We start from the raw sequence: 15364 nt of genomic DNA on the forward strand, positions 1-15364 counted from the left end.
CGCCGAATCAAGGATGCCCATGTCGACCATCAATGGATTGCCCGCCCACGTTTTGCTGGTGCACGGTGTCGTCGTGCTGGTGCCGCTGACGGCGGCGCTGCTGATCTTGTGCGCGCTGTGGCGGGCGGCCCGGAGTCGATTGATCTGGCTGACGGCCGGATTGGCGGTGCTGGTGACGGCACTGACTCCGCTGACCGTGCAGGCGGGGTGGTGGTTCAAGGAGAAAGTGGGCTCGACTCCGGCGATCGATCATCACGCGCAGCTCGGCCGATTGATGACGTACTTCGTTGTGCCACTGCTGATCGCGGCCATACTGCTCGTCGTCGTGCACGTGCGCGAACAGCGCGATCAGGCATTCGGGCGGGTGGCGCTCGCCGTGGTCGCGGTTCTGGTGCTCGCGGCGGGGGCCGGGGCCATGGTGCAGGCGTATCGCGTCGGGGATTCCGGAGCACATGCGGTCTGGGGTGGCATCGCCGCCTGAGTGCGACTGTCGTGACCCGGCGACCGGTCTGCGGGCGGTCGCCGGGTCACGGCAGCGGGGCACGGTCAGACCTTGCGGATGACCGTGACGACCTTGCCGAGGATCTGGGCGTCATTGCCCGGAATCGGCTCGAACAGGGGGTTGTGCGGCATCAGCCACACCTGGGAACCGGTGTGCTTGAACGTCTTCACGGTGGCTTCACCATCGATCATGGCGGCCACGATGTCGCCATTCTCGGCAACGTTCTGCTGGCGCACCACGACCCAGTCGCCGTCGCAGATGGCCGCGTCGATCATGGACTGACCGACCACCTTCAGCAGGAACAGCGAACCCTCGCCGACCAGTTCGCGCGGCAGCGGGAAGACATCCTCCACCGCCTGCTCGGCCAGGATCGGGCCACCGGCGGCGATCCGGCCCAGTACCGGCACGTAGGTCGGGATCGGGTGCTCACCGGAGTCGGACTCCGCGGCGACCGAACGTAGCCGCGCCACACCGGAAGTCGCGCGCAGCGCCGTTTCGTCCAGACCGCGGACGTCCACGGCGCGCGGGCGATTCGCATCGCGGCGTAGATAGCCCTTACGTTCCAGGGCGCGTAGCTGGTGCGCCACCGAGGAGGTGGAGGTCAGTCCGACCGCATCACCGATCTCCCGGATGCTGGGCGGATACCCGCGATCACTCACCGAGTTGCGGATAACCTCCAGCACTCGCCGCTGACGGACCGTCAGATCCGTCCCGGTAGCCGCTGCCTCGGTGCCGTCACCGGCGAGACCGACCGGCCCGTTGTCACCGTCCACGCCGCCGTGTTCGCTCACCGCCGCCGTCCTCCGTTCACTGCTGTGCCTCACGGGAATTCGTTCCATCGGAACCAGTGACTCGACTGTAGACCGCACACGGCCGGTGATCAAACATCTGTTCGACGCATGTCGCGTGGATAGCTGACATTGTCGGTCCGGCGTGGTAGAAATTCGAACATCAGTTCTTCGAACACATGAGCGAGTCAATCGTCCAGAGTCAACACATCTGCCCAGCATGGAGGTTTGTTCGATGCGCACTGTGGTCAGCGGAATCGACGCCATCAACCGTCGCGAATCAAGCGCCGCCGGAAGCGATCTCGGCTTCGACAGCATCCCTTGGGAGCTGCGGATGAGCGAGTTGTCCGCGCGTATTCCTTCTACTCACGGCTCCGGCGTGTCGTGGCGGCTCGCCGCCGATCGCCGTCCTTGCCGGGCGCGGGTGCGGCCCGTCGTCCGGGATCGCGCCCAACTGCGCGAGGGGCATATCGTCCCCCGGCCCGCCACCGGACGTGTCGCGCGCGGCGCGCATCCGCTCACCCGGGTGCAGCGCGCCCAGGTCGGTTTCGCGGCGCTGGCGATCAGCGCTCTGGTGAGTGCGCTGGCGGTGGCCGGGCTCATCGGGCTCGCCCAGTTGCGTTCCGGCGAATTCGGTTCCGAGACCGTGCCCGTGGTCGAGATGGTGCCCGCGCCGGTCCGCTAGTCGGGCCGCGGGCTCATTGGCCACGACGTTTGCCCGGGCGTAGCCCGGTATTCGAATAGGGATCCACGGCCATCGACCTGGCCGAAAATGCAGATTGAAAACTGAAACGTGTTGCTACCGTGCCCGTGATGTGACAGAGGCAACAGACGCGCCGGGCCGTACCGGACCGGCGCGCATCGCAAGAGGGAGCGCAATGGCGCACGGCAGCAGCGGCACAGGGCGCGCTCGCAGACCATTTCGATCGCAGGGATCGGTCCGCATGGCCGGACTCCTCATCTGCCTGATGTTCGGGCTGGTGTCGGCACCGGCCGCACACGCCGAATCCGCTTATGCCGCTTACCTGGATCTGCCGTCGGTCAATGGCGACGGTTCCGGTGGCGGCGGCCTGAATCCCGCGCTTCCGCTGGATCCGGCGGAACTGAGGACGGCGCTCGATCAGGCTCGCGCCGCGGGCGTGGCGCCGCAGCGGTATGCCACGCTGCTGCACCAGTACTGGCTGACGGTCTCCACCCGCAATGCCGATATCGATCTGACGGCGTGGGATCCCGGTCGTGGTGTGGCCGCCAACAGCCGCACCTTCACCCAGGTGTACGTGAACTACTTCCGGCTCAATAATGCGCATCCGGACTACTACTGGGTGGGTCTGGCCGGGCTGGCGGGTGGCTCGTTCGCGTCGGGCTTCTTCGATATGGGCGATGTCGCGTCCCTCATCTCCGTGCCGGGCATCCATCAACTGGGGAGCGCGGTGGCCGACCTGCTCCGCACCACCCCGGCCGAACTGCTGAACCTGCTGCCCACCGATATCCGGCTGCTGGGTACGGAGGGTGAGCGGCTCACCGCCGAGGACCTGGCCTGGTATCAGTCCCGGCTGCTGGTGATGCAGAAGCACATCTTCATCGATCAGGTGCCGATGCACGAGGCGTACGCCGCCGACGGGCTGGCCGGGGTCGAGGAGATGTATCGGGCCGGGGTGCTCGACGAGAACGCCGTCATCGCCTGGCGGGAGATCGCCGGTGGCACGTCCGAGGGCCTGGCCGATGCCGCCGTGCGCATGACCGATCGGGAGCAGAACCAGATCATCGCCGACCAGTGGGATGTCACCTCGCAGGGTCGTGGCGTGATGGGACGTGTGATGACCTACGTCAGCACGGTCGCGGGCAAGGCCGCCGTACCGGGCGTGCGGGCGCCGGGCGTGTTCGCGCCCACCACCATTACCGCGGGCACCATGTCATTGCGTACGCCACTCCCGAACTTCAACTGGGCGGATCGGGATACCCGGTGGACCTACATCACCGGTGATTTGCTGCCCAGTTACCTGGCCATGTCGGCGAATCCGGCCGTCGCGAGACCTGTTCTGGCCGAACCATTCTCGGACAAGCTGTCGCACGGCCGGCTATTGGCGCGACTGCCGGATCTGCTCGCCGATCTCACCGCCGAATGGCAGTTGACCGCCTGATTCCGGGCCCGCGACCCGGGCGGACGCCGCCGACATCGTCCACCCGGGTATCCTCGAGGTTGCTGTGGAGCCCAGGCATCGACGAAGGATTCCGGATGCATTGCCCGTATTGTCGCCACCCCGATTCGCGAGTGGTCGACTCACGTGAAGCCGAGGAAGGCACCGCCATCAGAAGGCGGCGTGCCTGTCCCGAGTGTGGGCGACGATTCACCACGGTCGAAACCGCCATTCTGTCGGTCGTCAAACGCAGTGGCGTGACCGAGCCGTTCAGCCGCGAAAAGGTCATTCGCGGCGTCTCCCGCGCCTGCCAGGGCCGCGAGGTCGACTCCGACGCCCTCAACCTCCTAGCCCAGCAGGTCGAAGATGCCGTGCGCGCCAAGGGTTCCCCCGAGGTCCCCAGCCACGAAGTAGGCCTTGCCATCCTCGGCCCCCTCCGCGACCTGGACGAGGTCGCCTACCTCCGCTTCGCCTCGGTCTACCGATCCTTCAGCTCCGCCGAGGATTTCGAACGCGAAATCGCCGAACTACGCAAACACCGCGACGAACACACCGTAGGCACCGCCGCCGAGTAAGCGCGCCTACTCCCGGCCGGTGCCGTTGCACCGCACCTCCGCTCGGGCTCATCGGGCGGGGGTGCGGTCCTTCGGCCGGTGGGTCAGCGCTTGGGTTGTGGGGGCTTTCGGGCTGTGTCTATGGCCTTTTCGATGCGCTTGACCGACACCGGGTAGGGGGTGCCGAGTTGCTGGGCGAAGAGGCTTACGCGGAATTCCTCGATCATCCACCAGATTTCGGTGATCTCGCGGCCGTGTTTGCGGCCCTCGGGGAGGGCGGCGAGGAGTTTGTCGTAGGCGAGGTGGACTCGGTCGAGTTCGACCATGCCCTGGTGGTCGCGATTGGCGGAGGCGGGCAAGGCTTCCAGGCGCAGGCGAGCGCCTTCGAGATAGCGCGGGAGTTCGCGCAGGCGGGCGCTGCCCCATTCGGAGACGAAGCCGCGGAAGACGAGTTCGTCGAGCTGGTGGGTGACGTCCTCGGCGGCCTCGCGATCGCGGGTGTCGGCGAGGGCGGCGCGGACCCGGTGCGCCTCGGCCAGCACCGGAACCACCAATCGCACTATGCGGGAGACGGTTTCGGAGAACTGCGGGCGCACCTTGTCGACCAGGGTCTTGAATTGGTCGGGGCTGCGGACCGGTCCGCCGGACGCGGCAATGAGTTCGTCGGCGGCGCACGCGCGGCAGTCGTCGAGCAGGCCGTCCAGGGAACCGTACGGATTCTGGCTCAGGGCAAGCCGATCCGGGGGCGGCAGGCCCGCGGTGACGGCGCGCGCGGAGGTGGGGAGCGTGTTCAACAGCAGAGTGCGGGTGCCGGAGCGCATGGCCGCGGCCTGCTCGCCGGGTGAACTCAGCACGCGCACCGCGACGCCCTCGGCCTCGGGGACCAAGGCCGGATAGCCGGTAATGGTCTGGCCGCCGACCTGTCGCTTCACGGTCGGTTCGAGAGTGCCCAGCGATTCCGAGGTCCATACCGCGGCGGGTGCGCGTTCGGCGGCGGCGGTCGCCCGCGCGACCGACTTCGAAACCTGTGCGGACAGGCGGGTTTTCAGGCTCGCCAGGCTCTTGTCGCGATCGATGAGCGTGCCGGAGCCGTCCGTCGCCGCGAAGGTCATGCGCAGGTGATCGGGTAGCGCCGCCGGATCCAGATCGGCGGCATTGATGGTCACCGAACCCAGTCGCGACAACTCCCGCGCCAGCCCGGTGCGCAGCGGTTCGGCGCGCGGAGTGAGCTGCGCGAGTGCGGCACTCGCGAAATCGGGTGCGGGCACGACCATGCGCCGCAACTGCTTGGGCAGCGTCTTGATCAGCGCGGTCGCCAGCTCCTCGCGCATACCGGGCACCAGCCAGTCGAACCCGACCGCCCGCACATGCGCCAGCTGCGCCACCGGAATATGCACGGTGACACCGTCATCGGCATTGCCCGGCTCGAACTGATAGGTCAGCGGGAACGTCAACTCCCCTTGCCGCCAACTATCCGGGTACGCGGTCGGATCCAGCAGTGCCGCATCCTCGTTCACGATGGTGGAGGCCGTGAAGTCCAGCAGATTCGGATCCTGCCGCTGCGCCTTGCGCCACCAGGAATCGAAGTGCCGCACCGACACCACATCCGCCGGTATCCGCTGATCGTAGAACTCGAACAGCACCTCATCGTCAACCAGAATGTCGCGCCGCCGAGCCCGATGCTCGAGATCGGCGACGTCCTCCAGCAACTCACGATTGCGGGCAAAGAACTCGTGCCGAGTCTGCCATTCCCCCTGCACCAGCGCATGCCGCAAGAACAACTCGCGCGACAACTCCGGATCGATCCGCCCGAAGTCCACCCGCCGCTGCGTAACCAGCGGAATCCCATACAGCGTGACCCGCTCATAAGCGAGCGCCGCCCCCCGCTTGGAAGACCAATGCGGCTCCGAATAAGTCCGCTTGACCAAATCCCCGGCCAGCTTCTCAGCCCACTCAGGCTCCACCCGAGCAGCCATCCGACCCCAAAGCCGCGAAGTCTCAACCAGTTCGGCGGCCATAACCCACCGCGGCGGCTTCTTGGCCAGCGAAGACCCCGGGAAAATCATGAACTTGGCATTGCGAGCCCCCAAGAACTCCCGAGACTCCGCCTCCCGCACACCAATATGCGACAACATCCCCGCCAGCAACGCCTGATGAATAGACATCACATCCCAAGGCAACGCCTCATCCGCCGCCGCCAACTTGGCCGCAAGCAGCGCCGGCTGGTCGGTATCGCCAGCCGCTCGCGCCGAGCCCGTGCGTGCGGAGCTCTCAGCGCGCCCGGAGCTCTGTCCGCGCCGATTCCGCTCGCCACCACCACTTCCGGAGTCGTCGGAGTCTCGTGTGCGGTGGGCGGCATCGCCGTGAGTCGCGCGCGCGGCGTGATCGTCATTTCGGCCGGAGCGTTGGCGGCGATTTCGCCCACCGCGCTCGGATTGTGCGCCGCCCGATGCCAGCGCGTCGCCGATGCTTTGGGTCGCGCCGGATTCGCGTGTGTCTTCGGCGGTTTCGCGGCGTGAGCGGCGGTCGGGCTGGTCGCCGTCGGTGGTCCAGCCGAGGCCTCGGGTGATGGTGCGGAGTTGGCCGTGCAGGTCCTGCCATTCGCGGATGCGGAGGTAGTGGAGGAATTCGTCTCGACACATACGCCGGAACTGGTTCGAGGACAGCGACTTTCGCTGGTCGCCGAGGTAGTCCCAGAGGCGGAGGAAGGCCAGGAAGTCGGAGCCTTCGACGGTGAAGCGGGCGTGTTTGGTGTCGGCGGCCTGCTGGAATTCGACCGGGCGCTCGCGGACGTCCTGGATGGAGAGGGCGGCGACGATGATCAGGACTTCGGGGAGGCAGCCGGTGCGGTTGGCCTCGACGAGCATGCGGGCCATGCGCGGATCGACCGGCAGCTGGGCCATTTCGCGGCCGATGGGGGTGAGAACCAGACCGGCGTCGGGGATGGCGTCGGCATCCTCGGTGCGGCGGGCCAGTGCGCCGAGCTCTTCCAGCAGGGCGATGCCGTCGCGGATGGCGCGATTATCGGGGGCCTCCACGAACGGGAAGCTCTCGATATCGCCGAGGCCGAGCGCGGTCATCTGCAGGATGACGGCGGCCAGATTGGTGCGCAGGATCTCCGGTTCGGTGAACTGCGGCCGTGATTCGAAATCGTCCTCGGAGTACAAGCGGATGGCGATACCGTCCGCGACACGACCACAGCGGCCGGACCGCTGTCGCGCCGACGCCTGCGAGATCGGTTCGATCGGCAGTCGCTGCACCTTGGTGCGCATGGAGTAGCGCGAGATGCGAGCCGTGCCGGGGTCGATCACATAGCGAATACCGGGAACGGTCAGCGAGGTCTCGGCCACATTGGTGGCAAGCACCACGCGGCGACCGGTGTGCGGGGAGAACACCTTGTGCTGCTCGGCCACCGACAGCCGCGCATACAGCGGCAGAATCTCGGTGCGAGGCAGCTTCAGATCACGCAATGCGTCTGCGGTATCGCGGATCTCGCGCTCACCGGACAAGAACACCAGAATGTCCCCGTCACCCTCGGACTGCAGTTCGCGCACCGCGTCACCGATGGCATCGGTGGGATCCCGATCGACGATCTGAGTGTCCTCGTCATCGGCATCATCCGACGTGAGCGGAATCTCCAGGGACAGCGGCCGATACCGCAACTCCACCGGATACGACCGCCCCGACACCTCCACAATCGGTGCGGGCGCGCCCTTCTCATCACAGAAGTGCCGAGCGAACAACTCCGGATCAATGGTCGCGGAGGTAATGATGAGCTTGAGGTCCGGCCGCTTTGGCAGCAGCTGCTTGAGATACCCCATGAGGAAATCGATATTGAGGCTGCGCTCATGCGCCTCGTCGATAATGATCGTGTCGTAGCGCCGCAAGAGCCGATCGCGCTGGATCTCGGCGAGCAGAATGCCGTCGGTCATGAGCTTGACCAGCGTGCGATCCGACGCCTGATCGGTGAACCGGACCGTATAGCCGACCACATCGCCGAGTTCGGTCCCGAGTTCCTCGGCGATCCGCTCGGCCACCGTGCGGGCGGCCAATCGCCGCGGCTGGGTGTGGCCGATGGTGCCGCGAATCCCGCGCCCCAGCTCGAGACAGATCTTGGGTAGCTGGGTGGTCTTGCCGGAGCCGGTCTCACCGGCCACGATCACGACCTGATTGGCGGCGATGGCCTCGGCGATGTCATCACGGCGCGCGGAGACCGGTAGCTGCTCCGGATACCGAATGGTGGGTATGGCGGCGCGACGATTGTCTACCCGCCGTGCGGCGGCGTCGATCTCGGCTTCGAGGTCGGTGAGGTCTCCGCCGCGGGCCTTGTCGAGCCGCCGACGCAACCGGTGTTCGTCGCGGATCGAGAGGTCGGCCAGGCGGGTGCGGAGCTCGCGAAAGGTGGCGGCGGTCCTGGTCATTGCACCGTCAAGCCTAGCGAAGTCATTGCACCGGGCGTTCGGCGCGGTCGTCCGGAACGCCCGAAACGGGTTGCCGGATGTGTGCTGTATCGGCGTATCGTCCGCGTTTCCGCCGTTCGGCGTGCGACCATCGGGCCATGGATGCGGGAGCGGGCACACCGTGGTGGATCAGGGGACTGCGGATCGCGTTCGCGGTGCTGTCCGTTGTCGCATTGGTCTGGATCCCGGTGCGCAATATCGGCGTCTCGAGCTTCTCGCTGACGAATTACCTGAGCTACTTCACCATCCAATCCAATATTGTCGGCATGGTCGTGCTGCTGGTAGGTGGCCTGCGCGATCCGGTCGACCGGCGCTGGCAGGTGGTGCGCGGCGCGGCCACGCTCTATCTGTTGATCACCGGCATCATCTACGCGGTGTTGCTGTCGAATATCGACGTGATGCTCACCGACAAGTGGATCAATGTGGTGCACCACCGACTGATCCCCATCGTGATGGTCGCCGACTGGTTGCTGGTCGGATCGGGGCTGACACTCACCGCACGGCTGATCGGCGGCTGGTTGCTGTACCCGCTCGCCTACGGCGTGTACACCTTGCTGCGCGGGCCGCATGCGCACTGGTATCCCTACCCGTTCATGGATCCACACCATCAGGGCGGCTATCCCAAGCTCTTCCTCGGATTGGCCGTGATGGCCGTGGTTTTCGCGGCGCTGGCGGTGGTCGTGGCCGCGGCGACCGGGCTGGTGCCCAGGCTGCTCGGCCGAAGTCAAAAAGCCTTCGCCCGCAAGCTAGCCGAGGTCAGAGCTCGCGAGTCATGAAGATGCTGTACGGATCCTCGATGTAATCGGCGAAGGGCCTGCACCGGGTGAATCCATTGCGCGCATAGAGCCGGACGGCGGGCGCGAAGAAATCGGTCGCACCGGTTTCGAGGCTGAGCCGCTCATACCCGCGCTCCCGAGCCTGCTCGATAATGCGCCCCACCAGCAGCGCAGCAACTCCTCGCCCCTGCATCGCGGCGACGGTCCGCATGGACTTGATCTCCCCATGGGTCGGATCGAGCTCCTTCAACGCCCCGCACCCCGCCAGCTCATCCCCCTCCCACACCGACCAGAAGGTGACCTCGGGCTTCCGCAATCCCTCCAGGTCGAGCGCATGCACACTCTCCTCGGGCGAGTTCTCTACCATCTCGGCCAGATGAGCCTCCAACAGCCCAATCACCGCAGTCCCACTCAAATCGTCAACAACAATGCGCATCCGCCAAACCTACAAAGTCACGTGGTTGAGGGAACCCGGGTAGTGGTCCCTCGGGTGAGGGAGCTGTGGTGGTGGGAAATCGGACGGATCCACGCCATGAGCGCTCCTTGATCTTGTGGGGAGTGCGAGCATGGAGGGGAGGTCCCGGTTGCCGCTGATAGGTGGTGGGGTGTGGCGGAATTCGTGCAGGAGTATGGGGCGCTGCGGTGGGGGGCTGTGGCCGCGTTTCTCATCGCGGGGGGGATCGTGGTGGGGCGATTGGCGGCGGGGGGCAAGTGGTTTCGGTGTGTGGATCAGGAATCGGATGCGGCGCATTTGATGATGTGCCTGGTGATGCTGGCCATGCTGGTGTTTCCGGCGGCGGCCGATCCGCGCGCGGTGAGCGGGGTGCTGACCGCGATGAGTGTGGTGTATGCCGGACTTCTGCTGGCCCGGGTTCTGGAGTGGCGCAGTGGATCTCGCGGCCGCGTGGTCGGCGCGCTGATGCCGGGGGAGAGCGTGATGGCCTTCGGGTATCACGTGGTGGCGGCGCTGGCCATGGTGTATGCGATGAGTGGGCATTCGATGACCGGGCCGATGGCGCACGGAAGTATGAGTGCGGGCGGAGTTTCGGAACACGCAGGCCCGGCGGTGTGGCCCATGCTCGTACTGGCGGGTCTGTTCGTGGTCGATGCCGTCGTGATGGCGGTTCCAGGCGCTCGGCGTGCCTTGCGGCATGTGTTCCCGCATCCCGTCGGAGTGGGTTCGATCGCGGTGGTGCCGCATTTGGTGATGGATCTGGGGACCGCGTTCATGCTGGTTGCGGCCGCGGCCGGGTGAGCAGCCCGGGGGCCGTTCGCACTGCTCAATACCATGATGGTGTGATAGTGGGGAGGTTTTTCGGCTTTGTCCGGGTGGGCGGGGCCGGTATCGGTGTGATGGAGGTGCTGGATGGGTTCGCTGTGGCATGGCTTCGCCGATATGGGTGCGGTGGAGCGCGATGGAGCATTCGTGGTGGCGCGCGGTGAAGGCGCCTATATCTGGGATGACGGCGGCAATCAGTATCTGGATGCGACCGCCGGGCTGTGGTTCACCAATGTCGGTCACGGCCGCCGCGAGATCGCCGATGCGGTCGCCGCGCAGCTGACCGATGTCGCGCACTACTCGAACTTCGGCGATCTGGCCTCGCCGGTGCTGCGGGATCTGGCTGAGCGGCTGTCCGCGATCGCGCCGGTGCCCGGCAGCAAGATCTTCTTCACCTCCGGCGGCTCCGACGGTATCGACACCGCCGCCAAGCTGGCGCGTCGCTACTGGCATGAGATGGGCCGCCCGGACAAGACCATTGTCGTCGGCCGTCAGAAGGCCTACCACGGTATGCACGTCGCGGGCACGGCGCTCTCGGGCCTCGCCCCGAACCGCGAGGGCTACGGCGAGTTCATGCCCGACGTCCGCACCATCGAATGGGATCAGGCAAAGTCGCTGACCGCCCTGATCGAGGAGGTCGGCGCGGACCGGATCGCCGCGTTCTTCGCCGAACCGATCATCGGCGCGGGCGGCGTGTACCTGCCGCCGGAGGGCTACCTCACCGAGGTGCGCAAGATCTGCCGCGACAATGACATCCTGTTCGTCGCCGACGAGGTCGTCACCGGCTTCGGCCGCATCGGCGGATCCTGGTTCGCCTCTTCGCGATTCGACCTCCAGCCCGACATCATGACCACCGCCAAGGGTCTGACCTCCGGCTATGTGCCCATGGGTGCGGTCTTCATCGCCCCGCACATTGCCGAGCCCTTCTTCGCGGGCGGCGTCTGGTGGCGGCACGGCTACACCTACGGCGGTCACGCCGGTGCGGCCGCCGCGGCCATGGCCAACCTCGACATCATCGAGCGCGAGAACCTGCTCGACGCCAGCAAGAACCTCGAGTCGCTGCTGCACGAGCACTTCGCCCCGCTCGCGGATCACGCCCGCGTGTCCGAGGTGCGCAGCGGCCTCGGCGCGGTCGCGGCCGTCCAGCTGGCCGATCCGGCCGAGGCGGTCGGCATGGTGAAAACCCTGCGCGCCCACGGCGTCTCGACCCGCGCCGCCGGTGCGGGCGCACTCCAGATCTCCCCGACCTTCGTGATCACCGAGGGACAGGTCGCCGAGATGGCGGCGCGCTTCGCCAAGGCGCTGGGCTGATCTACAGCTGAAGCACATCGGGCCGCGGATCAATCGATCCGCGGCCCGATTGCTGTCCGCGACCGGACCTACTCATGCTGACCGCGACAGCGACCGGATCTACTCGTGCTGTCCGTGACGGGATCTACTCGTGCTGTCCGTGACGGGATCTACTCGTGCTGTCCGTGACGGGATCTACTCGTGCTGTCCGTGACGGGACCTGCTCGTGCTGTCCGTGACGGGACCTGCTCGTGCTGTCCGTGACGGGACCTGCTCGTGCTGTCCGCGACCGGACCTGCTCGTGCTGTCCGCGACCGGACCTACTCGCCGTGCCCGGAGAGCTCTCCGGCGGGCAGATGCCGCAGCTTCACAATGGTCAGCACCGAGAGCGCGGCGGCGGCGACCGCCGCGATGGCCGCGGTGATGTGGACGCCGTGCACGAAAGCTTCTCGCGCGGCGGTCAATACGGCCGACCCGAGCTGCTCGGGCAGCGTGGCCGCCACCTCGACGGCGCCGCCCAGAGTGTCCCGAGCGGTCTCCGCACCGGGGAACCCATGGGGTAGCGAATCCGCTAGATCGCTCCGGTAGATCGCGATACTGATGCTGCCCAGGATCGAAATGCCTAGCGCACCACCGAGTTCCGCGCCGGTCTCGGACAAACCCGAAGCGGCTCCGGCCTGTTCCGGCGGTGCCGAGCCGACTATGAGCTCGGTCGTGATCCCGAACACCGGTGCCAGCCCCAGTGAAACCAGCAGCGACGCACCCACCGCAACCAGCGGATCACCGCCCACCGCGACCTGTGTGAGAATGCCCAATCCCACGGCGGCAATGGCCATCCCGGCTCCGACCAGATACGCCGGGCGCACCACCCGCACAATCCGTGGAGCCGCCTGCGAACCGATGATGAATCCCACGCTCGACGGGGCCATCGCCAATCCGGCCTGCATGGGTGTCATCCCAAGCACCAGCTGGAAATACTGCGCCACGAACAGGAAGTACCCGAACGCCACGAAGATCCCGATCATATTGACGCTCAACGCGGTCCGGAATGTGCTCAACCCGAACAGCCGCAAATCCAGCATGGGATCCGGCCGGGTCAGCTGACGCCGCACGAACGCCGCACCGGCCAGCAGCCCCAGCGCCAGCGCCGCGAGGGGCACGGTCCCGAACCCGTCCTGTGCGATCTTCTTCATGGCGAACACCACCGCGATCATGGTGACCATGCTCAGTCCCGCACTGGGCAGATCCAGCCGCCCGGGGTTGGCCACCCGGAATTCCGGCAGCACCCGAGGCCCGAGAATCAGCAGCAACACCATGACCGGCACCGCCAGCAGGAACACCGATCCCCACCAGAAATGCTCCAGCAGCACCCCGCCCAGCAGCGGCCCGGCGACACCACCGGCGGAGAACGCGGTCACCCAGGTGCCGACGGCGATGGACCGCTGACGCGCGTCCCGAAACATATTGAAGATCAAGGAAAGTGTGGAGGGCGCGATGGTCGCCCCGGCAATGCCCAGCAACGCCCGGCACAGAATCAGCGTCTCGGTGGTCGGCGAGAAGGCCGCAATCACCGACACCGCCCCGAATGCGGCGGCCCCCACCAGCAGCAGACGCCGCCGCCCGATCCGATCACCCAGCGTGCCCATGGTGATCAGCAGCCCGGTCACCATGAACCCGTAGATATCGATGATCCACAGCAGCTGCGAACCGGTCGGATGCAACTGCTCGCTGATCTGCGGCACCGCCAGATGCAGCACCGTCAGATCCATCGCGTACACCAGGCAGGCCAGTGTCAGCACGCTCAGCCCGATCCACTCCCGCCGCCCGGCCCGGCCCTCGGCGAGTACGCCCGCGGGCAATGGTCCGGTGGTGGCGGCCACGGTGAATTTCCTTTCGATCGGAATGACGGAACTGCCGGACAAGACGGCACGGCATCCACAATCTCATCGGCCACCGACAGAATCGGCAACCGAATTTCCGCAGCCCAGAGGGGTCAGATCACGACCGGATGGTCTGCTACTACGCGGCCGCCGAGGCGGACCCAGCCGTCGGAGTCCCATTCTGTGAAGAGTTGGGAACCCTCGCCCTGGGTGATGTAGAGGCTGCGGCGTAGGCGGGCGGTGAGGGCTATGGCGGCGGCGCCGGTGGCCTCGTCTTCGGCTATTCCCATGGCGGGGGCGAACATTCGGGTGCGGACGGTGCTGCGGGTTTCGTCGATCCAGCCCCAGACGTAGTGCGCGCCCTCGGGGAAGTCGGCGGGGTCGAGGGTGGTGATCTCCTCGATGTCGGCGAATTCGTGGAAGGTGAACTTGGGGGTCCATTCCGAGCGGGCGCGGACCCAGGTGACGCCGTCGGTGCGGGATACGTCGACCGGGCCCGCGGGGACATCGAGGACGGTGACCGGGTGGCCCTGCATCATCAGCCACCAGGCCGCGCCGACGGTGGGGTGGCCCGCGAACGGCAGCTCCACGGAGGGGGTGTAGATCCGCATCTTGGTGCGATGCTCGGCGGGCGCGTCGACCACGACGGTCTCGCTGTAGCCGAGCTTGGCGGCCAGCGCCTGATGGTCGACGTCGGTGACGTCCTCGGCGCGTGCGATGCCGAGTGGATTGCCGTATCGCCCGGCCGTATCGGTGAAAACGCGAACGACCTCGATCTGTGCGCCATCGCTTTCGGGTGTGCCCATGGGATCCGAGCTTACCGATGGTTACCGGCTGACGGGAGCCGTGCAAGTATCGAGCATTTCGGCCAGGGCGCTCTTCTCCGTGGGTTGTACGGTGAGCCCCCAGCGGACCTTCACCGCTACCCAGCGGCGTGCGTAATCGCACCAGTACTCGTGGCGCGGCTTCCACTGGTCGGGCGTCTTGGACCCCTTGTCCTGATTGGCCTGCTTCTGCACGGCGAGCAGGTTGCCGGTGTCATTGGCAAACTTCTCGCGCTGTTCCTGATTCCATTCCGAGGCTCCGGAACGCCACGCGTCACCGAGCGCCACCACATGATCGATTTCGATATCGGAGGCCTTGAATCGGTTGTAGGGCAGCCGTTCCCCGGTGTATGGATCGATGAGCGTCCCGCCCAGCACCATGCATGAATTGCTGTCAGCCAGACGGATTTCCGTGAGGTCGCGCTTCATGACGTCCTCGCGTGCGGTGCATCCGTCGGACAGTTCGGGTTCCCCGCCGCGCCCGGACCAGCCGGGACCGAAGGCATTGCGCTCGTAGGACTCCCAATTGCGATTCCAGGCGACGGTGAGCCGGTCCAGGTCGGTGCGCGCCTGGCCGAGATCGGGCAGCACGGTTCCGGTGGGGTCGGCCACCGCGGACTTCGGCGAGTCCGCGGGTTCCTGCCGATTCAGATAGATGGCCATCCCGGCCGCGCCCACCGCGATGAGCACGACGGCGGTGGAGAAGATTTTGCGCCAGCGGCGCCGGGCGGGGGTCCGGGTGCGCGTGGGCATGCGGGGGAGTCTAGGGCCGGATTCCGGACGAATCGGTCAACGTTGCCGATTGGTGACCCGGCGACAGTTATCGATAGGCAAACTGGCCGGTCGAGGTCGTCGACCAATGCGAAAGGGCTG

General features: G+C 66.5%; 13 protein-coding genes. 7 read left to right on the forward strand and 6 right to left on the reverse strand.

The window, feature by feature from the left end:
- The first annotated feature begins 19 nt into the window (after positions 1-19).
- Positions 20-481 carry a DUF2231 domain-containing protein gene (locus AB0N05_RS07840; RefSeq protein ID WP_364688860.1) on the forward strand — a complete coding sequence of 154 codons (462 nt, stop codon included), beginning with the start codon at positions 20-22 and terminating at the stop codon, positions 479-481.
- A 65-nt stretch (positions 482-546) separates the two neighbouring features.
- On the opposite strand, the gene lexA is transcribed toward AB0N05_RS07840, so the two are convergent.
- Entirely contained in the window at positions 547-1293 is a 747-nt protein-coding gene (gene lexA, locus AB0N05_RS07845; RefSeq protein WP_364688863.1) for a transcriptional repressor LexA, read from the reverse strand.
- A gap of 232 nt (positions 1294-1525) precedes the next feature.
- On the opposite strand from lexA, the gene AB0N05_RS07850 reads away from it, so the two are divergent.
- From AB0N05_RS07850 to nrdR, 3 genes are all read left to right on the forward strand, one after another.
- The gene (locus AB0N05_RS07850; RefSeq protein ID WP_364688866.1) at positions 1526-1975 is read left to right on the forward strand and encodes a hypothetical protein; all 450 of its coding nucleotides are present in this window, start codon (positions 1526-1528) and stop codon (positions 1973-1975) included.
- Between the two features lie 259 nt (positions 1976-2234).
- On the forward strand, positions 2235-3431 hold the full coding sequence (locus AB0N05_RS07855) for a hypothetical protein (protein ID WP_364688869.1): 1197 nt from the start codon (positions 2235-2237) through the stop codon (positions 3429-3431).
- A 95-nt stretch (positions 3432-3526) separates the two neighbouring features.
- Positions 3527-4003 carry a transcriptional regulator NrdR gene (gene nrdR / locus AB0N05_RS07860; RefSeq protein WP_364688872.1) on the forward strand — a complete coding sequence of 159 codons (477 nt, stop codon included), beginning with the start codon at positions 3527-3529 and terminating at the stop codon, positions 4001-4003.
- 83 nt (positions 4004-4086) lie between these two features.
- Here the strand turns inward: nrdR and hrpA are convergent, their stop codons facing one another.
- Positions 4087-8403 (reverse strand): ATP-dependent RNA helicase HrpA, encoded by a 4317-nt coding sequence (gene hrpA / locus AB0N05_RS07865; protein ID WP_364688875.1) that lies wholly within the window; start codon positions 8401-8403, stop codon positions 4087-4089.
- Between the two features lie 137 nt (positions 8404-8540).
- On the opposite strand from hrpA, the gene AB0N05_RS07870 reads away from it, so the two are divergent.
- Positions 8541-9218: a Pr6Pr family membrane protein gene (locus AB0N05_RS07870; protein ID WP_364688878.1), complete on the forward strand. Its 678-nt coding sequence runs from the start codon at positions 8541-8543 to the stop codon at positions 9216-9218.
- Here AB0N05_RS07870 and AB0N05_RS07875 read toward each other — a convergent pair.
- Positions 9199-9654 carry a GNAT family N-acetyltransferase gene (locus tag AB0N05_RS07875; protein WP_364688880.1) on the reverse strand — a complete coding sequence of 152 codons (456 nt, stop codon included), beginning with the start codon at positions 9652-9654 and terminating at the stop codon, positions 9199-9201. The genes AB0N05_RS07870 and AB0N05_RS07875 overlap by 20 nt on opposite strands.
- Positions 9655-9825: 171 nt before the next feature.
- On the opposite strand from AB0N05_RS07875, the gene AB0N05_RS07880 reads away from it, so the two are divergent.
- Positions 9826-10473 carry a DUF5134 domain-containing protein gene (locus AB0N05_RS07880; protein ID WP_364688883.1) on the forward strand — a complete coding sequence of 216 codons (648 nt, stop codon included), beginning with the start codon at positions 9826-9828 and terminating at the stop codon, positions 10471-10473.
- A gap of 111 nt (positions 10474-10584) precedes the next feature.
- Positions 10585-11808, forward strand: a complete 1224-nt coding sequence (locus AB0N05_RS07885) for an aminotransferase class III-fold pyridoxal phosphate-dependent enzyme (protein ID WP_364688886.1) — start codon at positions 10585-10587, stop codon at positions 11806-11808.
- 299 nt (positions 11809-12107) lie between these two features.
- Here AB0N05_RS07885 and AB0N05_RS07890 read toward each other — a convergent pair whose 3' ends face one another.
- From AB0N05_RS07890 to AB0N05_RS07900, 3 genes are all read right to left on the reverse strand, one after another.
- Complete coding sequence (locus AB0N05_RS07890; protein WP_364688889.1) at positions 12108-13667, reverse strand: MFS transporter; 1560 nt, start codon at positions 13665-13667, stop codon at positions 12108-12110.
- 113 nt (positions 13668-13780) lie between these two features.
- Complete coding sequence (locus AB0N05_RS07895) at positions 13781-14473, reverse strand: PhzF family phenazine biosynthesis protein (RefSeq protein ID WP_364688892.1); 693 nt, start codon at positions 14471-14473, stop codon at positions 13781-13783.
- Between the two features lie 21 nt (positions 14474-14494).
- On the reverse strand, positions 14495-15244 hold the full coding sequence (locus AB0N05_RS07900; RefSeq protein WP_364688895.1) for an HNH endonuclease family protein: 750 nt from the start codon (positions 15242-15244) through the stop codon (positions 14495-14497).
- Positions 15245-15364 lie beyond the last annotated feature (120 nt).

This window comes from Nocardia sp. NPDC051030 (assembly GCF_040683015.1).
Taxonomy (GTDB): Bacteria; Actinomycetota; Actinomycetes; order Mycobacteriales; family Mycobacteriaceae; genus Nocardia.